The organism is Zemynaea arenosa, from assembly GCF_004614185.1.
In the GTDB taxonomy this organism is placed as follows: domain Bacteria; phylum Pseudomonadota; class Gammaproteobacteria; order Burkholderiales; family Burkholderiaceae_D; genus Telluria; species Telluria arenosa.
In genome coordinates this window covers 1-19,915 of the sequence record NZ_SPVF01000115.1, presented here as the reverse complement: position 1 = coordinate 19,915, position 19,915 = coordinate 1, and the positions used below count along the sequence as shown (strand labels likewise).

Below are 19,915 nucleotides of genomic sequence, written 5' to 3'. Positions count from 1 at the left end.
CACATGCACACCCTGCGCCGCGCCCTGACCGCGGGCGGCGAGGACGACCCGATCGAGACCGTGCACGGCGTGGGTTACCGCCTGGCGAAACGGGATGCGGCCTAGCCTGCGGCTGAAGGCGGCGCTGGGCTTCGCGGCCGCCACCCTGGCCCTGCTGGCGGTGCAGGCGGCCGGCATGCGGCACTGGGCGGCGGACCTCGAAGGCAGGCTGCTGGGCGCGCTGGTCACGGGCGACATGCATTCGGCACTGCACTGGTACCAGGCCGACCCGGCCGCCCTGCCCCCCTTCAATCCACAGGCCGGTGCGCATCTGGTGCAGGAGCCGGGGCCGGACAGCGGTGCCGCCGCCAAAGTGGCGCTGCCGGAGACCTTGCGCGGGCTGCCACCGGGCATCCATGAGGTGCCGAGCGTGGACGGGGGCGCGCTGCACGTCGCGGTCGGCAAGCTGGGCACCGAACGCGTGATCCGCGTGTACGATTTCCGCCAGTACGAAGACGGCCTGGGCGCCCTGTGGCAGCGGGCGGCGCTGGCCATCGCCGCGCTGGTGCTGGCGGCGGGGCTGCTCGGGTACTGGTGCGTGGGGCTGGTGGGGCGCCAGGTGCGCGACCTGGGCCGGCAGGTGGCGGCACTGCGGACCGGGTCCACGCGCCGCATCGCGCCCGGCAGCGCCGCGGAGCCAGAGGTGATCGAACTGGCAGCGACCGTGGAGGCCTATCATCACCGCATGCAGGCCATGGTGGAGCGCGAGCGCGCGTTCACCGGCAACGTGAGCCACGAGCTGCGCACCCCGCTCACGGCCATCCTCACCACTTGCGAGCTGCTGGAGATCGACAAGTCGCTGGGCCCGGCGGCGCGCCAGCGGGTGGAGAAGATCGAACGCGCCGCGCGCCACATGCACGCGCTCACGCACACCCTGCTGTCCCTGGCGCGCGAGGACGGCCCGCGCGCGGCCACCGCGATCGCGCTGCGCGGGGCGGTGAACGAGGTGCTGGACCTGCATGCCGATACGCTGCAGCGGCGCCAGCTGCTGGCGCATGTGGAGGTGGCGCCGGAAGCGCGGGTGCTGGCCGATCCGTCGGACTTGCACATCGTGCTGTCCAACCTGCTGGACAACGCGGTGCGCCATGCCAGCCACAGCCGGATCGATGTCATGCTGGAGGGGGATGAGCTGCGCATCCGTGACCAGGGCTGCGGCATCGATCCGGCCGCCCTGCCGTATTTGTTCGAGCGGCATTATCGGGGCGCGGCCGAGGATGGCCAGGGGGCGGGCATCGGGCTGCACATCGTCAAGCAGATCTGCGACCGGAACCGTTGGGAGGTCAGGGTGGACAGCGAGGTCGGCGTGGGAACGTGCGTGCGCCTGCGGATGCCGGTGCACCGCAGCTGAGCGGCCGCGCGGCGCGTAAAAAAATCCCACCGCACGCGATGGGATCACAAAGAAGGATGTCCGGCGTTGGAGAATGCACAGGGCGCGCACCGGACAGGATCATGGTAGCAGCCCGGCATGGCGGAGCCAGCCGCAACTTCAGGAGTGCTTCACAATCGCCCGCGCGGGCGCGCCCAGCCGCTCAGTTCAGGGCGCCGAACACCTGCAGCGCATTGCGCGCGCGCACTGCGGCGATCATCTCGGCCAGTTCGTCCTTGCTGGGCGGCGGCGTGACCGGAGTGGTCATCAGCCAGGTCATGACTTCGACAAACGCACGCCGGTGTTCCGGCACCATGGCGTTGAAGGCCTCCACCAGGTCCTTCCAAGTTTCATTGCGTTCTTCGATCATCATCATGCTTACCCCAGGTCCAAGCGTGAGAGCGTAGACGCCTCCGGCAGACGCCGCAACAGCTTTCGCGCGGCCGGGCTGTAAATGCACCGGGATCGCTCAGGAAAACAACAGGCGCGGCGCAACCGGCGCACAAGGCGTTGTCGTTCTCGATATATATTCGAAAGATGACCCGACATCCCCACTCCGATCATCTGGGCCAGCCGGTTGTGCTCCGGCGGCCATCCACGCCGACCGCGCTGCCTGCGTGGAGCGCGGCCGAGGCCATCGCCACCGTGGTGCCGGGCGGTGCGCTGCCGGCAACACTGAATGGCATTCCGTTCAAGGCGTGGGCCGGCGTGCCGCGCGACGACGCGGGGTGGCATGAGGTGACTGGGCAGGCGGCGATCGCCGAGCCGCCGTATCACTGCCCGGCGGGCCAGCACGCGGCGGCGGGCGCCGTGATTGTGGAGGAGGATGGGCGGGTGTGGCTAGTGGCGCCGTCGAACCAGTTCGGTGGCTACGAGGCGACGTTTCCGAAAGGCCGCGTCGATCCGGGCGCCAGCTTGCAGGCGACCGCGATTCGCGAGGCGTACGAGGAGTCAGGCTTGCAAGTGGCGATCGTGGCGCACCTGCTGGACTGCGCTCGCAGCCAGACCTACACACGCTATTACGTGGCGCGCCGGGTGGGCGGCTCGCCCGCGCTGATGGGCTGGGAGAGCCAGGCGGTGCACCTGGTGCCGCTGGAGCAGCTGCCGCAGATCGCCTGGCACGCCAACGACAAGGTGGTCATCGCCGCGTTGCGCGCACATCTCGTGTGCTGAGGTGCGCCCTGGCATGACCACATGACAGCGTGGAGCGTGGCGGCGTGGCGGCGGGGCAGCAGCTCGACGGCGGCGAGGCGCCGCAGCCACGCGCTGCGGCTTAGGCCAGCAGCAGCCGCTTCCCGCGGGTGCCGGCCGGGCGGCGCGGGCTGGCGTCCGGCCGGAGCTGGAAGGTGGCGACGGTGCGCGCGAGATTGTCGGCTTCCTCGCGCAGCGACTGCGCAGCGGCCGCCGATTCCTCGACCAGCGCGGCGTTCTGCTGGGTGGCCTGGTCCATCTGCGCGATCGCCTTGCTCACCTCCCCGATGCCGGACGCCTGCTCCGCCGTCGCCGCCGTGATCTCGGCCATGATGCGCGTGACGCGCTCCACGCTCTGCACGATCTCCGCCATCGTGGACCCGGCGCGGTCCACCAGCATGGACCCGTGCTCCACCTTCTGCACCGAATCCTCGATCAGCGACTTGATCTCCTTGGCCGCCGTGGCGCTGCGCTGCGCCAGGTTGCGCACCTCGCTCGCGACCACCGCAAAGCCGCGGCCCTGCTCGCCGGCGCGCGCCGCTTCCACCGCCGCGTTCAGCGCCAGGATATTGGTCTGGAACGCGATGCCGTCGATGACGCCGACGATATCCGCGATCCGCACGGCCGACGAATCGATCGCCTTCATGGTCTCGACCACCTCGCCCACCACGGCGCCACCGGCCGCCGCCACCGTCGATGCCGACTGCGCCAGGCGGTTGGCCTCGCGCGCATGGTCCGCGTTCTGCTGCACGGTGGAGGTCAGCTCCTCCATCGAGGACGCCGTCTCTTCGATCGACGCGGCCTGCTGCTCGGTGCGGGCCGACAGGTCCAGGTTGCCGACCGCGATCTGGCTGGAAGCGGTGGCGATGGTGTCCGTGCCCGCGCGCACCCGCGCCACGATGCGGGCCAGGCCAGCGTTCATGGTCTCCAGCGCGCGCATCAGGTCGCCCGTTTCGTCCTGCGAGGTGGCCACGATGTCGCGCGTCAGGTCCCCTTCCGCGACGGCTTTGGCCAGGTCCACCGCCTTGTTCAGCGGCTGGACGATGCCGCGCACCACGGCCGCACCGATCACCGCCGCCAGCACCAGGCCGAAGGCCACGCCGGCCAGGCAGAACATGCGGATGAATTCAAAGTTCCCTTCCGAGCGCTCGCGCTCCTTCTTCGCTTCGTCCAATTGCAGCTGGATCAGATCATTGACGGCTCCGCGCACCGGCTGGAACAGCGCGCCCATCCTGTTGTGGGCGATCTCGGAGGCGGTGGCCGTGTCGCCGCTGCGCAGGGCCGCGATGGCGGGACGCAGCGCATCGCGCAGGAAGACTTCGCGGCGGGCGGCGAATTCCTTCGCCAGCTCGGCTTCGCGATCGGTCAGGTGGGTCTGCGTGTAGGCGCGCCATTGCGTTTCGATCACCGCGGCATTGCGGTCCACTTCGTCCATCAGCGCTGGCACCTTGTCGGGCGTGACCGTGAGCGCCTGCGAGACGGCCAGCTGGTTGAGGTTCAGCTTGCGGATCACATGGTCCAGCTGGCCGAGGCAGACCAGCCGGTCGTCGTAGAGGGAGGTCATGGCGCCGTTCGCGGCCTGCAGGCCGAACAGGCCGACGGCAGCGCCGATCACCAGTTCGATGCCCAGGAAAGCGATGACGAAGATGATGCGGGTTTTGATGGTGAGTTTCGTGAACATTGTGCTGGGACCGGAGGGGGGGGGATTGTCACCCGATTGTAACGTATTGACTTGCGGAAATACACGTCAGCACGGCGGATTCAGCAAAATATTCCTGGAATAGGCCAACGAATTGATGAAACTGGGTTATCAATCCCTTGCGACGCCTAGGCGATAAACGATCTGCGCACGCCAGGTCGCGCCGGGATGCAGCAGGGCTGACGGAAACTGCGGCCGGTTGGGGGCATCCGGAAACTGGCCAGGCTCCAGGCAGAAGGCGCCGCGGTACGGGAAGCCGTCCGTGCCGTCCAGGAAGTTACCGCTGTAGAACTGCAGGCCGGGGGTGTTGGTCAGGAGCTCCAGCGTACGGCCGGAATGCGGGTCGCGGACATGAGCGGCTGGGCGCAGGGCGCCGCCGTTGCGCAGGACGAAGTGGTGGTCATAGCCGCCGGCGGCGTGCAACTGGGCGTCACCGGGCGTGGCGATGCGCTCGCCGATGGGGTGCGGGCGGCGAAAGTCGAAGGGCGTGCCGGCCACCGGCTGCCGGCCGCCGGTAGGGATGAGGCCTGCGTCCACGGGCAGGTAGTCTTGCGCGTGCAGCGTCAGTTCGTGGCCGAGGATCGTGCTGCCCGCCGTGCCAGACAGGTTGAAGTAGGCGTGGTTGGTGAGACTGACGGGCGTGGTGCGGTCGGTGCGCGCGGTGATGCCCAGGTGCAGTGCATTGTCGGCGGTAAGCGTGTACGTGGCTTCCACGTCAAGATTCCCCGGGTAGCCCTCTTCGCCATCGGGACTGGTGCGGCGCAGGACCAGGCGCGCCGTGTCGCCATCCGCGCTGGCGGTGGCCCGCCACATCTGCTTGTCGAAGCCGCGCACGCCGCCGTGCAGGTGGTGCGCGCCGTTGTTGCAGGCCAGCTGCCAGCTCCCGTCCTCCGTCTCGAACCGGCCGTGCGCAATGCGGTTGGCGTAGCGGCCGATCAGGGCGCCGAAGTATGGCGAGCGTTCTTCGTAGGCTTGCAGGTTGTCATAGCCGAGGCAGATGCTGGCGAAGCGCCCGCTGCGATCGGGAGCCAGGATGTCAGTAATGATGCCGCCGTAGTCCAGAATGCGGACCGTAAGGCCATGCACGTTGCGCAGCGTGTAGCACGTCACAGCCACGCCGCGTGCCACGGCCGATGCGGGACCGGGGGCCGCCGTGGGGCCAGGGCTGGCGCGGCCCGGGAGGTAGCCGAAGAGGTCCGCGCTGACCGTGGCGCCGCCGCCGCGCGCCGTCACGCGGCGGGCGCCGGTTGCCGGGTCCAGCTGGGTGCGTGCGTGACCGGCGTCTCGCCTTCCCACCACATGCGGTCGATGCACATCAGGCGCCCGGTGCGTTCCGGGTTCCAGGCGTGGTACACGATCCAGGTCTCGCTGCCATCGGGCGACGGCACGAAGCTGTTATGCCCCGGCCCGAACACCTGCCCCGGCACGGACTTCATCAGGAGAGCATGCTGCGCATCGTGCGGCACCGTGAACGGCCCGAGAGGATGATTGGCCACCACATAGCTCACGCCATAATTCTCGCGTTCCCACGCCCCGCCGCTGTAGAACAGATAGTAGCGCCCATCGTGCACCTGCATGGCCGCCCCTTCCACGGTGTGCCAGTCGTACACGGCGCCATACATCGGCCGGTCGTGCAGGAACAGCTGCCAGTCCGCGTGCGGGCGCACCACCACGCGCGGCTCGCCCGCGAGGGTCAGCATGTCCACCATGCGGTCCACCACGATGCCGGTGCCGACCCGGTACGCGCCTTCCAGCTCCAGGAAGTCGACGCAGTAATAGAGATACCACGTGCCGTCCGCATCGCGGAACGGATGCGGATCGATGGAAAACGGCTGGTCCGGCACCAGCACCCGGCCGGCGTCGATGAACGGGCCCTGCGGCGCCTCGCTCACCGCCACGCGCAGCTGATGGTCCTTGCCATCGATGCCCTGCGCCGAGTAGTACATGTAGAAGCGTCCTTCATGGAACGCCACTTCGGGTGCCCAGAAGTCGGTGCCGCCAGGCGGTACCAGAGCATGGCCCAGCGGCTCCCACCGCACCAGGTCCGTCGAGCGCAGCACGGGAAAACGCCGCCCGTCCGGCGCGCCCGGCGCCGTGCCGTAGGCGTAGTAGGCGCCCTCGTGGTGCAGCACGAACGGATCGGCCATCGTGTCCGGGTACACCGGATTGACGTAGCTGGGTTGCATGAGACTCCTTCGTCAAACAAGAAAAAAGGCCGCCTGCACATGCGCACAGGCGGCCCCGGTCAGGCCAGGCGCATCAGAGCTTGAAGCGCAGGCTCAGGCCATACGTGGACTGGTTGTAGCGGATGTCGCGCGGCTGGTAGGGGCTCAGGAAGCTCTCGTACTTGGCGTGCGTGAGGTTGATCCCGTCGAACTGCAGCGAGATGTTGGGCGTCAGCTCGTAGCCGATCGACAGGTCCACGAAAGTGGTCGCCTTCACGATGCGGTCCTGGTTGAACGGCGGCTCGGCGATCTGCTCCACGTAGTCGCCACGGCGGGTTGCGGCGAGGCGGCCGGTGATGCCGTTCCCCTCATACAGCAGCGCGAAGTTGAAGTTCTTCTTCGACACGCCCACCAGCTGGGTGGTCGTGAAGGTATCGCTGTTGAGGGCCGTCTTGGTCTGGTTGTCGCCGTCGATCCAGGTGTAGTTGAACTGCGCCCCGAACCCGCTCCAGAAGCCCGGCAGGAAATCGAAGAACTTCTGGACGCCCAGTTCCGCGCCGCGCAGCGTGCCCTTGCCCGAGTTCTGCGGCCGGTTCACGCGGTACACCAGCCCGCCGATAGTCTCGTCCTGCGTGAAGTTCTGCAGGTAGCCGTCGATATCGCGGTGGAACAGAGCCAGTTGCGCGAAGCCGTTCTTCGGGAAGTAGTACTCGAGCGTCGCATCCAGGTTGGTGGACTTGGTTGGCTTCAGGTTGGGGTTGCCCGCGCCGCCGCTGCCCGGGGCATTCACGGTCGGCGGGATCAGCGACAAGGCCGGGTTCAGGGACGCGAAGTCCGGCCGGGTGATGGTCTTGCCCGCCGACAGGTGGGACTGCCAATCCTTGGTCCAGCCGATCACTGCGGAGGCGTTCGGCAGGAAGTTGGTCTCGCTGGTGGAAATGTCCACGTCCGATACGACGTCGCCGATGCGGTTCTTGCCGCGCAGGTCGCGGTTCAGGCGCACCACGCGGCCGCCGATTTCGCCGGAGAGGTCCATGCCGCCCATCTCGGTGGACCAGCGGCCGGACAGGTAGAAGGTGGCGCTGCGTTCCTTCTGTTCGAACAAACGGGTCGGATCGTCCGGCACGCGGCCGGCCGGGGCGCCATATGCGGCGCGCACCTTGTCCGCTTGGTCGATTAGGAAGTCGGCGGACGGTGTCACCCACGGGCCGCCGAGGCGGTCCAGGCCAGGCACCATCTCTTCGAAGCCCGGGCCGAAGGCGCCGATCGGCGTCGGGCGGGTGCCGCTGAAGTCCGAGTGGCCTTCCGCGCCGTGGTAGCTGGCCTTGCGCTGCGACAGGCGCAGGCCGGTGAGGATGGCGTTGAAGGCGCCCGCGTTCTGCAGCCGGTAGACGGCGTCGTTGCGCCACTGGAGCTGGGAACCGGCCTGCTCGTTCCAGTTCTGCACCATGCCGCGCAGGACGAACTGGTTCGGGTCGCGCAGCGCATTGGCGCTGGTCGGCGTGGTGACGGCGGTGTAGCCGCCATGGCCATCGGCGCCGTATGCGAACACCGCGGCGCTGGCGCCGGGGATCTGCTGATCCACGATCACGGTGTCGTTGACGAAGCGCGAGCGGGTGTAGGCCAGCGCGGAGGTCAGGCTCCACGGGCCGTCCACATAGCGCAGGCCCAGGTTCAGGTAGTGGGTGTTGGTGTGCTCGTTCTGGCCCCAGGTGCTGGTGGCGGTGTACGGATCCCAGTCGTACGGGCCGCCGAACTGCGCGGCCGCCGCGTTGGCGGAGACGATCGGGCAGATGGTGCCGAGCGAGGTGCCGCAGCCGTCCGACGGCGCCAGCTTGACGTCGGTCAGGCGCGGGGCCCAGGTCACGATGTCGAGGATGTAGTTGACCGCGTTGCGGCCCTGGTAGCCGGTGCCGAGGTACTGGGCGTTGGCTTCCAGCTGAGGGCTGATCTTCCACTGGAAGGCGCCGTGCAGGCTTTCGCGCTTGCGCTGGCCGCTGTTGTAGATGCCGCCGATGTTGGGCAGCTGGCCCAGCACGTCACCCGGCTTGGCGGGGGCGAACGGCGGGGTGTTGCCGAGACGCGTGGCGGTGCCGTCCGGGCTCACCGAGAACACGTTGGTCGGCCGGTCCACCCACTGCACCGGGTAGACCCAGTTGTCGCGGTTGACCGCGACGTCGATCAGCGCGCCCATCTCGCCGACGCTGGTGTTCCAGCGGTCGCTGAACAGGAAGCCGCCGCCGGGGTTGTATTTGTCGTTGGTGTGGGCGCTGCCCTGCACCGTGTTCAGGCGCTCTTCCACATAGCCCGTGATGCTGCGGCCCTTGCTGTCGAACGGGGAGCGCAGGCGGATGTTGACCGCGCCCGCGATGCCGCCTTCGAACTGGTTGGCGGTGGCCGATTTGTACACCTCCATGCCGCCGATCGACTGCACCGGCAGGTCCTGGTACGACAGGCGGCGCCCGGCGCCGGTGAAGATCTCGTTGCCGTCCAGCGTGGTGGCCACATCCGGCAGGCCGCGGATGATGACGGTGCTGGTCTCGCCGCGGTCGCGGCCCACCTGCACGCCTGCCACGCGCTGCAGCGCATCGCCGGTCTGGCGGTCAGGGAACTTGCCGATGTCGTCGGCATTGATGGCGTCCACCACCTGGATGGCGTCGCGCTTGACCTGCTCGGCGGAACGGATACTGCGGCGCAGGCCGGTCACCTCCACCGTCTGCACGGGGGCCGCGGTGTCGGACGGCGGGGTGGGCGCGGCAGGGGCGGTGCTGCTCTCCTGCGCCAGCGCCGGCCCGGCGGAAGCTGTCATCAACATGATGGCCGCGCAGATCGGCCTGACTTTGAATGGGGTCATGCAGCTGTCTCCTGTGTGTTGTTGTCGTGGACCGTGCGAGGTCGCCGGCCCGTATGAAGGACCAAGTAATAATATGACTAGATATTAGTCACAACAAATAACGTTTTCAAACGGAGCTATCTGAAAACGTCATGCCGGGCGCTCTAGCGTGGCGGTTTTGCCACTGATTCCCTGGGAACAAGTGGACATTCCATTTTGATGTGGATGCGGCGCGAAGGTTCCGCGGAGCGGGTCTCCGCGATCAGGGTTTCCGCAGCCCAACGGCCCATCTCGTAATTGGGCAGCAGGACAGTGGACAGGGGGGGATGGGTGTACTGCGCGAGGTCCTGGTCGTCGTAGCCGACGATGGACAGTTTCTTCGGCACGTCCAGGCGCAGCTTGCGCGCGGCATCGAGCGCACCGACGGCCATCAGGTCGTTGGCACAGAACAGCGCGGTCGGGCGATTGGGCAGGCTGAGCAGCTCCATGGCGTGATCGTAGCCGCTGCCGACCTGCCAGTCGCCTTCGCGCACCAGGGCGGCGTCGTAGGGAATGTCCGCGGTGGACAGCGCCTGGCGGTAGCCCTTCAGGCGCTCGCTCGCGGCTTCCAGCCACCCTTCGCCATTGATGAAGCCGATGCGGCGGTGGCCCGCTTCGATCAGGTGCATGGTGGCGGCGAATCCGCCCAGCAGCTCGCTCGGCACCACCGAGGAATGCGTGCGCTCGCGCGTGTGGCAGTTGAGCAGCACGGTCGGCACATTGGCCAGCTCGGGCGGCAGGGTCGCGGCGCGGGTGAAGATGGTCGAGTAGATGACGCCCAGCAGGGCCGGGTTGTCCAGCATCTGCGCCAGCACCGCGCTTTCCAGCTCGCGGTCGCTGCGGGTGGCAAATACGGCCACCAGGCAGTCGTTGTTCCAGGCGGTGTCCTTGGCGCCGTCGATGGTCTGCATGGCGTGCGGGCTGGTCGAGAGTTCGTCCGCCAGATACAGGATGAGATTGCGCTGCTGGCGCGCGGGGCTGCGCACATGCCGCGCCAGCGGGTAGCCCAGGTCCCGCGCGATCCGCAGCACGGTCTCGCGCGTCTGGCGCGATACCTTGGTTCCGCTGACATCGTTGATCACCAGCGATACGGTGGACTGCGACACGCCGGCCTGCTTGGCGATGTCGTTCATGGTCGGGCGGCGCCCTCGGGTGGGAGCGGTCATTCTTTAGAGCAAGTCGTGGGTCGGAAGGAACATATCACTAATCAGCATAGCAAACAATGCAATTTGCATCAGCTCATTAGTAATAATATGCGTAAAATATCGCTCATAGGAAATATCAGACAGATAACCCGGGAGACGCCATGCCGCGCTATTCGGCCGACGACCATGACCTGCACGCGGGGGCGGTGCGCCGCGACGGCATCACCGTGCTGCGCCAGCACTTCGCCCCTGCCCTGCTGCGCACGTGGGCAGAAGCGTTTGCACCGCTGCTCGATGCGCATCTGGCCGCGCAGCCGACAGGGACCTCCAGCGCCAACCGGGGCGCGGCGCGGCACTACGTGACCCTGCCCTTCTCCGGTGCGTTCGCCGATCCTGCCGTGTTTGCGGATGACGACCTGCTGGCGATCGTCGACCGGCTCGTGGGACCGGACCCCGTGATGTGCCAGCTCGCGACGGATACGCCGCTGCCCGGATCCGACTACCAGCCGCTGCACCGCGATACCCCGCCCCTCTTTCCCGAAACGGCGATGGAGACGCCACCCTTCCAGCTGGCGGTCAACTTTCCGCTGTGCGACGTCACGCTGGACAACGGCCCATTCGAGACCACGCGCGGCACGCACCTGATGGGCCGCGAGGCGGCGCTGGCGGGCATCGAGCGCGGTGCGATTGCGGTGCAGCCGGTGACCATGGCGCTCGGCGACGTGATGATCCGCGATGTGCGCGCGATCCATCGCGGCACACCCAATCGCACGGCGGTGCAACGGCCGATGGTGGTGGTCGGCTACTCGCGGCGCTGGCTGCTGCGGCCCGAGGTGCATATCGATGTGCCGCAGCAGGTGCTCGACGGCCTGCCGCACCACGCGCGCCATCTGCTGCGCTACAACCCGGTGGTGGCCGATGCGGCTTCCGCTTCCGCTGCGGCGCCGGAGCGCTACCAGAGCTTCATGTACTGACCTGCCCTTGAAAGGATGTGCGATGCAGACCGATGGTGCGTATTACCCCAGCCTGGGCGGCAAGGTGGCCTTCGTCACCGGCGGCGCGTCGGGCATCGGCGCGGCGGTGGTGGAGGCGCTGGTGGCACAGAGCTGCCGCACGGCGTTTGTCGATATCGACGGGGCGGCGGCCGAGCAGCTGTGTACGCGCCTGCACGGTCAGTTCGGGCATGCGCCGTTGTTCCTGCAGTGCGATATCCGGGACCTGGAGGCGCTGACGGATTCCATCTCTACGGCGCAGCGGCGTCTCGGGGATATCGAGGTGCTGGTCAACAACGCGGCGCACGATGGCCGGCATTCCGTGGAGTCGGTCGACCGTGCGTATTGGGACGACCGGATCGCCATCAACCTGCGGCACTACTTCTTTGCGGCGCAGGCAGTGCTGCCGCAGATGCAGACGCGCGGCGGCGGGTCGATCATCAACTTCAGTTCCACCAGCTGGAAGATCAAGGCGGGGAACTATCCCTTGTACGCCATGTGCAAGGCGGCGGCGCATGGCCTGACGCGCAGCATGGCGCGCGATGTGGGACGGCATGGGGTGCGCATCAACACCGTGACGCCGGGCTGGGTGATGACGGAGCGCCAGCTCATCCACCACGTCGACGCGCAGGCCGAAGCCGACATCGCCCGCAACCAGTGCCTCCCTGGCACCGTCATGCCGCACGATCTCGCCGCCATGGTGCTCTTCCTCGCCTCCGACGCCAGCCGCATGTGCACGGCCCAGGAGTTCGTGGTGGACGCCGGCTGGACTTGACATCTCGGCGCCCCGTGCTGGCACCGGGGGGTGGGGAGGTCTTTTTTATTTTCGGTCTAATTCGGTCTTAAATTGGCTTAGTCAGGCTAAACCAGTCTAATTCATGGCCGACAAAGTCCAATTCGGTCCAATCTTGAGGCCTGAAAGTCTAATTCGGGCTAATTCGGAAGGTCCAAAGTCTAAAACGAACTAAGCGAAAGCTCATCAGCCCAACTCCTTAGACTCATTTAGGAGGTGTGCCATGACCTACGTTGCGATGAGACCCGTCAACCTGACGGCGGTGCTGCATCTTGACCTCGAACTTCATCTGTGGAACACCGGACACAACATGAAGCCCGATGAGTTCGTCGCCGATCTAGTCTCCCGCTGGCTCTCCGCAGACAAGGCGCGCATAGCCGCCCTGTCGGAATCGAAGAAAGGCCGGATTCGCTTCCCCGGCCACGAACACGGGCCACCCGCAGCCCGCTGCCGCGAATAGACGGCGCGGCGTAACCGGTCTAAAAGTCAAGGCGACGAAGGCTAATTTGGTCTACGAATTTTGAAACGGGGTCTTAATCGGTCGACAAAAATTTGAATGAGGTCTAATTCAGTCTACGGTCAGGCAGACCCAACTGCATTTTTAGCCCGCCTTAGACTCAAGAAGCATGAATTAGACTCAATTAGACCAGAATTCCGGAAGACACCCCGGCCTCCCCGAACCGGTTCAGAGGGCCGCTGGTCTGTGCAGCCTCTTCGGTCCGTGAGAGGTCAGGCGGTAGCGCCGGCGGGTGTGGAGGGAGCGGAGGCGGCGTTCCAGGCGGGAGGGAAGACGCGACCGTCGCTGTCGAAGAGGTAGGCGCGCATGGGCTGGAAGGCCAGCGTGACCGTGTCGCCGGCGGCAGGCGGCGCGGCGTCGGCGTCGCACTTCACCGCGACCATCTCGCGCGCCCCTTCCACCTGCGCGTAGACCAGCATCACATCGCCCAGGTACTCGACCAGGCTCACGACCGCGGGCACGCCCTCCCCGTCCGCCGCATGGCGCAGGATGATCACATGTTCCGGCCGCGCTCCCAGCGTCAGGGAAGCCCCGACGGCAGCGCGCGAGACGTCCGCTGCCACCTGCGCCTCCGCCCCGTTCGGCAAGCGCACCGTGGCCGCCCGCTCGTCCGCGCCGAGCAGCGTCACATCCAGGAAGTTCATGCGCGGCGATCCGAGGAACCCCGCCACGAACTTGTTCACCGGCCGCTCGTACAGCTCCAGTGGCGTCCCCACCTGCTCGATATGCCCGGCATTGAACACGACGATCTTCTGCCCCAGTGTCATGGCCTCCACCTGGTCGTGCGTCACGTAGATCATGGTCGCCTTGAGCTCCCGGTGCAGGCGCGCCAGCTCCACGCGCGTCTGTCCGCGCAGCGCCGCGTCGAGGTTGGAGAGCGGCTCGTCGAACAGGAACACCTCCGGCTTGCGCACGATCGCGCGCCCAATGGCCACGCGCTGCCGCTGCCCGCCCGAGAGCGCGTTCGGCCGCCGGTCCAGCAGGTGCCCGATCTGCAGGATCGCAGCGGCCTTTTCGACGCGCGCCGCGATCTCCGGCTTCGGCACCTTGGCCAGCTTGAGCGCAAAGCCCAAGTTCTCCGCCACCGTCATGTGCGGATACAGCGCGTAGCTCTGGAAGACCATCGCGATTCCGCGCTCCGCCGGCGCCACGTCGTTGCTCACCTTCCCGCCGATGTCCAGCGTTCCTTCGGTGATATCCTCCAGCCCCGCAATGATACGCAACAAAGTCGACTTCCCGCACCCGGACGGCCCCACGAACACCACGAATTCGCCATCGGCGATGTCCAGGTCCACGCCCTTGATCACGCTGGTGCTACCGTACTGCTTCTTGATACCGCGAAGGCAAACCGATGCCATGTCGACTCCAATGAAAAAGTTAGCCTTTGAGACCGCTCGCGGCCAGGAAGCCCTGCGCCACGCGGCGCTGGAACAGCACATACGCCAGCGCCACCGGAATCGCACCGAGCAGCGCGGCCGCCATCAGCTGCGCATAGCGCACGCCGAAGGCATCGTAGGTCTGCGTGAGGCCGAGCGAAATCGGCATCATGTCCGCCGAGGTGACCACGATGAACGGCCACAGGAAGTTGTTCCAGGCGCCGATGAAAGTCACGATCGCCATCGCCCACACGATGTTCCCCGAGATCGGCAGGTAGAGGCTCCACAGCACCCGCAGCGGCCCGGCCCCGTCCATCACCGCCGCCTCGCGGAAGTCCGCCGGGATCTGGTCGAAGAACTGCTTGAACACGTAGATGACGACCGGCGACACCACCTGCGGCAGCACGATGCCCGCGTAGGAATTGATCATCCCCAGCTGGTTCATCATGCGGAACAGAGGCACCAGCAGCGCCTCGAACGGCAGCAGGAAGGCCAGCATGGTCACCAGGAACAGCACCTGCCGCCCGCGGAAGCGCAGCTGCGAGAACGCGTACGCCGCCATCAGGCTCAGGGCCATGGTGACCACCGTGACCAGCACCGCCACCAGCGCGGAATTGAACAGCCAGCGCGGCACGTTCCCCGCGCGGATCGTCTTCAGGTACGCATCCAGCGTCCAGTGCTGCGGGAGGAAGTGGAAGACCGGAGACACCGTCTCGTACTCCGGCCGCAGCGACGTCGAGAGCGCCCACAGCAGCGGGAACACCCATAGGGCAGCCAGCAGCACGGCCGCCACGATGGCGACCACGGTCCAGCCGAGCGAACCAGTCCTCTTCATGCCGCTCCCCTCTTGGCCAGCCATTTCATCAAGGCGCCCTGCAGCAGCGAGAGCGCGATCACGATCGCCACGAACGCCATTGCGATCGCGGCGGCGTAGCCGGCATCGCTTTGCGTGAACGCGGTCTCGTACATGTAGTGCAGCGTCACGCGCGTGGTGTTGAACGGCCCGCCCGTGGTCAGGATGTAGGTCTGGCCGAATATCTTGAGCGAGGCGATCATCTGCAGGATCACCGCCGTCCACGTCACCGGCCGCAGCGCGGGCCAGGTAATGGTGCGGAACAGCGTGAACCCGCGCGCGCCATCGAGCGAGGCCGCCTCATACAAATCCTTGGGGATGTTACGCAGCCCCGCCATGAACATCAGCATGTTGAAGCCCACCGTCCACCAGATGGTCCCGATGGCGACCGACGGCATGGCCCAATGCAGGTCCGCCAGCCAGGCACGCTGTCCGCCCAGCAGATGATTGATGATGCCGGAGGATGGCTGCAGCATCCAGTCTGCGATCAGCGTCATCACGGAGATCGGCAGCACAAAGGGCAGGAAGAATGCGCCTTGCAGAAAAGAGCTGGCCCGCGTGAAGCGCTCGACCAGCAGCGCCATGACGAGGCCCAGCGCCGTCAGCGGAATCACTGTCAGCAGCGCAAAGTAGAAAGTGTTCCCGAGCGAGGCCCAGAACGACGGATCCTGCACCAGCGTGATGTAGTTGGCCAGGCCCACGAAGCCGCTGGTGCGTGTCAGGCTGCTTTCGGTGAGGCTCAGGTAAAAGGTCTGCAGCGCCGGTATGCCGAAGAACAGCAGGAAGGCGAGCGCAAATGGTGCCAGCAGCACCACGGCGGACAGTGTCTCGCGCCGCTGCATCGGAGAGCTCTTGCCGCTGAGCGGTGGAACCGGCAGATCGACAGGTTTCATGACGGGCTCCGGTCTCAGTAACGGGGCGGCCGCTTGCGCACCATGCGCGCGGCCTCCTTCTCGAACATGCCCAGCGCCTCGGCGGGCGTGAGCTGGCGGGACAGTGCCGCAGGCAGGAACTTGGAGGCCATCGCCTCCAGCGGCCCGGCCGCGCCCATGTACCAGCCGTCCGGGTCATACACCACGTGGGCGGGCACGCCCGCGTACAGCGCATTCGGCATCAGCGCCTTGGCCGCGGGCGATTCGGCCACCGGGCGGTAGGCCGGAATGTGCCCGCCTTCCGCCCAGCCCAGCGAATGGGTGCTCACGTAGGCGACGAAGCGCAGCACCGCGCGCACCTTCGCGGGCGGCATCGGGTGCTTTTCGTTGACCGGAATCGCAAAGCCGTGCGAGTCCGCCCACACGCTCTGGTCGTTGTACATGCGCGGCAGCGGCACGATGCCGTACTCGAAACCGAGCGTGCCGCGCGCAGTGGCGCGCACGACCTCCGGCACCTCCCACACGCCGTTGATCATGAAGCCTGCATTTCCGCCCATGAACTGGCTGGTGGAGGCCGCGTAATCCAACCCCGCCTGCGCGTAGCCGCGGTCGAACCAGCCCGCGATCTGGGACAGGCATTCCGCACCCGCCGGGCCATAGGCGAAGCGGCCGTTGTCGATCACCTTGAGCTGGCGCTGCGCCAGCATCGACAGCCACAGGCGCCACAGGGCGAAGGAGCTCTGGCTGCTCTCCATCGTCATACCCGGTTTGCCGGTGGCTTCCTTGACCGCACGGAAGGCGTTGGTCAGCGCGGCGATGCCTTCGATGGGTTTGAGCTTACCTTGCGCGTCGAGCAGGTCCGCGCGGCGGACCAGGTTCTTGTTGTAGTACAGGACCAGCGGGTGCACGTCCAGCGGCACGGCGTAGATGCGGCCCTGGTACTGCGACTTCTCCCACTGGCGAGGGAAGTAGTCTTCCCCGCGCAGGCCCACCTGCGCCAGTTCGGCCGGGGTGATGGGCCGCAGCACGCCGCCGCCGGCCAGGTTGGTCATGCGCGAGAGGTGGACGGTGGCGAGGTCCGGCCCCGCCCCCACCACGGTGGCGGTGATCAGCTTCGTGTAGAACGGCTCACCCCATTTGAGCGTGGTGCTGGTCACGCGCACCTCGTTCTGGCTCGCGTTGAAGTCGCTGATCAGCGCTGCCATGCGGGCGCCGTCCCCGCCGCTCAGCAGGGTCCACAAGCGGACCTCGACCTGGGCCAGGGCCGGGATGCACAGCATCGCCAGTAGAGCCGCCAGGAACAGGCGTAATCCTCGTTGTCGCACGGTGTCTCCCATGTCGTGTGTCTTGTGGGGCGCGGCCGCTCTCAGGCAACCTTGCGCGGAGTACCCCCCGGAGTATCCTCCGGTCCTGCACTGCCGTCACGCGCTGCGCCGCGGCCCGGCACCACCGCCAGGCTGCCCGTGTGGACGACGGCGGGTGGCCATACGGCGCCCCGCCTGGCGCGCCAGTTGGCGCTGTGGCCGAACGGGTCCACGTACCAGTCATGGTATTGCGCCTCCGGCCCGCGCGTGGCGGCCGCCAAGGCTTCGATGGGCGCCTTGGGCACACGATTTTCCGTCAAGAGGCCGTTCTTTTCCAGGAAGGTGTCCGTCAGCTGGGTGTAGCAGAACCCGGAGAGCGGCAGGCAGCGATGAATCGCGGCCATCAGTTTTTCGTAGCGCGCCAGCAGCTCCTCGCCATCCTTGGCGACCGAGTAGCCCCAGCCCTTGGTGTTCGGCCCTTCCATGCAGGCGATGCCGCCGAACTCGGACAGGAACAGCGGCTGGCCCAGGCCCGTGAAGCCGTCGATCACGAGGCGGCGGCGCGCGGGCTGGACGTGCTCCAGCGAGTAGGCGACCTTCTCGCGCGTACCGTAGCGCTCCACCAGCACCTCGGGGTCGGCGTGGTAATCGTGGATGTTGACGAAGTCCCCGCACGGCATCTCCCAGCCGTCGTTGCCGACCACGGGGCGCGAGCCGTCGAGGGCGCGGGTCATGTGATAGAGGGCTTTCACGAAATCGACCTGGCGGCGGTCGTACATCAGCTCCGGCACGCCCCAGGATTCGTTGGTGGGCACCCAGGCCACCACGCAGGGGTGGGAAATGTCGCGCTCCACCAGCTCCTTCCACTCCTCCATCACGCCATGGACCGTCTCGCTGGAGAAACCATAGGCCGAGGGCATCTCGGCCCAGACGCACAGGCCCAGGACGTCGCACCAGTACAGCCAGCGCGGGTCTTCCGACTTCTGGTGCTTGCGCGCGCCGTTGAAGCCGAGGCGCTTGATGAGCAGGACGTCTTCCTTCAGCTGGTCCGAGGTGGCGACCATCAGCGAGTCTGGCCAGTAGCCCTGGTCCAGCACCATGCGCAGGTAGTAGGGGCGGCTGTTGAGCACAAAGCGGTCGTCCTGTACGCCCACGGTGCGCAATGCGGTGTAGCTGAAGACCGTGTCGTAATGGACGCCGTCGGCGCCGTGCAGGCTCACTTCCGCGTCGATCAGCTGCGGGCTTTCGGGGCTCCACATCCAGTGGGCACGGGCGTCGTCGATGCCGGGGTCGGGCAGCTGGAAGATGCGCGAGAGGCGCGGTTCGGTCACCAGGCAGCGGTCCGAAACCAGGGTCCGGTCGCCCAGGCGCAGCACCACGTTGACGGTGCAGTTGCGGGGCACGTGGCTGACGTCCGCATCGAGGCGGATCTGCCATGAGGCGACATCGGCGGTCCAGCGCAGGCGGGCGATGTGGGCGCGGGCGACTTTCTCCATCCACACCGTGCGCCAAATGCCGGTGGTGCGCGGATACCAGATCGAATGCGGCTCCAGCTGCCAGTCCATTTTGCCGCGCGCCTTGTGCATGTCGTGCGGGTCGTCTTCGGCCTGCAGCACGATTTCGACCGCGCCGGAGCCGTCCAGGTAGCGCGTGATGTCGAGCGAGAACGGGGTGTGGCCGCCCTTGTGCTGCAGGGCGAAGCGGCCGTTGATCCATACGCGGGCGCGGTAGTTCACGGCGCCGAAGTGCAGCATCAGGCGCTCGTCCGGCGAGGGCGCGAGAGTGTCGTCCAGGCCGACCACGCGGCGGTACCACACGCGGCGGCGGTAGCCGGTATCGTGGACGCCACTGGCCTTGGCCTCGGGCGGGTAAGGCACGGTGATGGTGCGGTCGAACGGGACCTCGGCGGGGTCATTGTAGCGGGCCTCGTCGTCCAGCATGGCGTCCCAGGCGCCGTCGAGATTCAGCCAGTCGGTGCGCCGCAGTTGCGGGCGGGGGTGGTCCAAGGTGGGCTCCTTACCTGTTCTTGTTCGGTGAATTCTTGTGCGGTGAGTTCTTGTGCGCGCGGGTCTTGTTCACGCTCGTGAAGCGGCTCACGGTGATGCTGTCGAAGGTGGCGTGGTGGCCGGTGCCGCCCATCGCGACCAGGGCCAGGCGGGCGTTGTGGCCGAGCTGGTGGGTCCAGGTGCCGCCTTTCGTCCAGTCGATTCCATCCTGGCTTGACCAAGCGGTATAACGCTCTTCCCCGCCATTGCGTTGAATGTCCAGGCGCAGCCAGGTCCATGTGCCAGGAGTGCCGACCACTGTGTTGCCGTAGCGGGGGTAGCCGGGTTGGGCGGGGGTGGTCTCCTTCGCGAATTCCACCTGGCGCAGGCCGTCGTGGGCCAGTTCGACCAGCTTGACGTAGTGGTCGTCGTCTTTCATTACGACCAGGCCAGCTTGCACGGGGTCGGCGCAGCAGCCGTCGGGGGCGTCCAACTGAAGGCGGGCCTCGATGCGCACGTTGCCGGTGCGCGGGAGTGCGGTTGTCAGCAGGGAGGCGTTGTTGGTGTCCTGATGAAGGTCTCCTTTTTCGGTCGGGAGGACGATGCCATCGGCGCCAGTCGCCCAGCCGCCCTCCCCGCGCGGCCGCACCCACTGCCAGCGCGCACCCAGCGCCGCGCCGCGGAAGCGGTCGGACCACAATGACGCAACAGCGCGGCCGCCAGCGGAGAGCCGATTGGCGCTGGAT

17 protein-coding genes are annotated in these 19,915 nt (G+C 67.0%); 5 read left to right on the top strand and 12 right to left on the bottom strand.

What is annotated here, in order from left to right; all coding sequences use genetic code 11:
* Nucleotides 1–94 precede the first annotated feature (94 nt).
* Nucleotides 95–1,387 (top strand): sensor histidine kinase, encoded by a 1,293-nt coding sequence (locus tag E4L96_RS08630; RefSeq protein ID WP_135206806.1) that lies wholly within the window; start codon nt 95–97, stop codon nt 1,385–1,387.
* A gap of 181 nt (nt 1,388–1,568) precedes the next feature.
* Here E4L96_RS08630 and E4L96_RS08625 read toward each other — a convergent pair whose 3' ends face one another.
* Nucleotides 1,569–1,781: a hypothetical protein gene (locus tag E4L96_RS08625; RefSeq protein ID WP_135206805.1), complete on the bottom strand. Its 213-nt coding sequence runs from the start codon at nt 1,779–1,781 to the stop codon at nt 1,569–1,571.
* A 161-nt stretch (nt 1,782–1,942) separates the two neighbouring features.
* Here E4L96_RS08625 and E4L96_RS08620 point away from each other — a divergent pair, with 161 nt between their 5' ends.
* A complete protein-coding gene (locus tag E4L96_RS08620) occupies nt 1,943–2,578 on the top strand; it encodes an NUDIX hydrolase (RefSeq protein WP_135206804.1) in 636 nt (211 codons plus the stop codon).
* Between the two features lie 100 nt (nt 2,579–2,678).
* On the opposite strand, the gene E4L96_RS24665 is transcribed toward E4L96_RS08620, so the two are convergent.
* From E4L96_RS24665 to E4L96_RS08595, 5 genes are all read right to left on the bottom strand, one after another.
* Complete coding sequence (locus E4L96_RS24665) at nt 2,679–4,277, bottom strand: methyl-accepting chemotaxis protein (protein WP_135206803.1); 1,599 nt, start codon at nt 4,275–4,277, stop codon at nt 2,679–2,681.
* A gap of 129 nt (nt 4,278–4,406) precedes the next feature.
* The gene (locus tag E4L96_RS08610; protein WP_229414327.1) at nt 4,407–5,591 is read right to left on the bottom strand and encodes an aldose epimerase family protein; all 1,185 of its coding nucleotides are present in this window, start codon (nt 5,589–5,591) and stop codon (nt 4,407–4,409) included.
* Nucleotides 5,525–6,481, bottom strand: coding sequence for a glycoside hydrolase family 43 protein (locus E4L96_RS08605; RefSeq protein WP_135206802.1), 957 nt, complete (start codon nt 6,479–6,481; stop codon nt 5,525–5,527). Before E4L96_RS08605 ends, E4L96_RS08610 begins: the two co-directional genes overlap by 67 nt.
* A 73-nt stretch (nt 6,482–6,554) precedes the next feature.
* Nucleotides 6,555–9,314, bottom strand: a complete 2,760-nt coding sequence (locus tag E4L96_RS08600; RefSeq protein WP_135206801.1) for a TonB-dependent receptor — start codon at nt 9,312–9,314, stop codon at nt 6,555–6,557.
* A gap of 143 nt (nt 9,315–9,457) precedes the next feature.
* On the bottom strand, nt 9,458–10,498 hold the full coding sequence (locus E4L96_RS08595) for a LacI family DNA-binding transcriptional regulator (protein WP_229414325.1): 1,041 nt from the start codon (nt 10,496–10,498) through the stop codon (nt 9,458–9,460).
* Nucleotides 10,499–10,638: 140 nt separating this feature from the next.
* Here E4L96_RS08595 and E4L96_RS08590 point away from each other — a divergent pair, with 140 nt between their 5' ends.
* The 3 genes from E4L96_RS08590 (at nt 10,639) to E4L96_RS08580 (ending at nt 12,722) form a co-directional block, all read left to right on the top strand.
* Nucleotides 10,639–11,451, top strand: a complete 813-nt coding sequence (locus tag E4L96_RS08590) for a phytanoyl-CoA dioxygenase family protein (protein WP_135206800.1) — start codon at nt 10,639–10,641, stop codon at nt 11,449–11,451.
* A 22-nt stretch (nt 11,452–11,473) separates the two neighbouring features.
* The gene (locus E4L96_RS08585) at nt 11,474–12,244 is read left to right on the top strand and encodes an SDR family NAD(P)-dependent oxidoreductase (protein ID WP_135206799.1); all 771 of its coding nucleotides are present in this window, start codon (nt 11,474–11,476) and stop codon (nt 12,242–12,244) included.
* A gap of 241 nt (nt 12,245–12,485) precedes the next feature.
* Complete coding sequence (locus E4L96_RS08580) at nt 12,486–12,722, top strand: hypothetical protein (RefSeq protein ID WP_135206798.1); 237 nt, start codon at nt 12,486–12,488, stop codon at nt 12,720–12,722.
* 269 nt (nt 12,723–12,991) lie between these two features.
* On the opposite strand, the gene E4L96_RS08575 is transcribed toward E4L96_RS08580, so the two are convergent.
* The 6 genes from E4L96_RS08575 to E4L96_RS08550 all read right to left on the bottom strand — a co-directional run.
* A complete protein-coding gene (locus tag E4L96_RS08575) occupies nt 12,992–14,137 on the bottom strand; it encodes an ABC transporter ATP-binding protein (protein ID WP_135206797.1) in 1,146 nt (381 codons plus the stop codon).
* Nucleotides 14,138–14,156: 19 nt separating this feature from the next.
* Nucleotides 14,157–14,990, bottom strand: coding sequence for a carbohydrate ABC transporter permease (locus E4L96_RS08570; protein WP_135206796.1), 834 nt, complete (start codon nt 14,988–14,990; stop codon nt 14,157–14,159).
* Nucleotides 14,987–15,901: a carbohydrate ABC transporter permease gene (locus E4L96_RS08565; RefSeq protein WP_229414323.1), complete on the bottom strand. Its 915-nt coding sequence runs from the start codon at nt 15,899–15,901 to the stop codon at nt 14,987–14,989. The genes E4L96_RS08570 and E4L96_RS08565 overlap by 4 nt, the downstream gene beginning before the upstream one ends.
* A gap of 14 nt (nt 15,902–15,915) precedes the next feature.
* Nucleotides 15,916–17,217, bottom strand: a complete 1,302-nt coding sequence (locus E4L96_RS08560; protein WP_135206795.1) for an extracellular solute-binding protein — start codon at nt 17,215–17,217, stop codon at nt 15,916–15,918.
* Between the two features lie 29 nt (nt 17,218–17,246).
* Nucleotides 17,247–19,190: a glycoside hydrolase family 2 protein gene (locus tag E4L96_RS08555; RefSeq protein WP_229414321.1), complete on the bottom strand. Its 1,944-nt coding sequence runs from the start codon at nt 19,188–19,190 to the stop codon at nt 17,247–17,249.
* 10 nt (nt 19,191–19,200) lie between these two features.
* The coding region (locus E4L96_RS08550) for a beta-xylosidase family glycoside hydrolase (RefSeq protein ID WP_220433411.1) at nt 19,201–19,915 on the bottom strand (715 nt) is incomplete at its 5' end.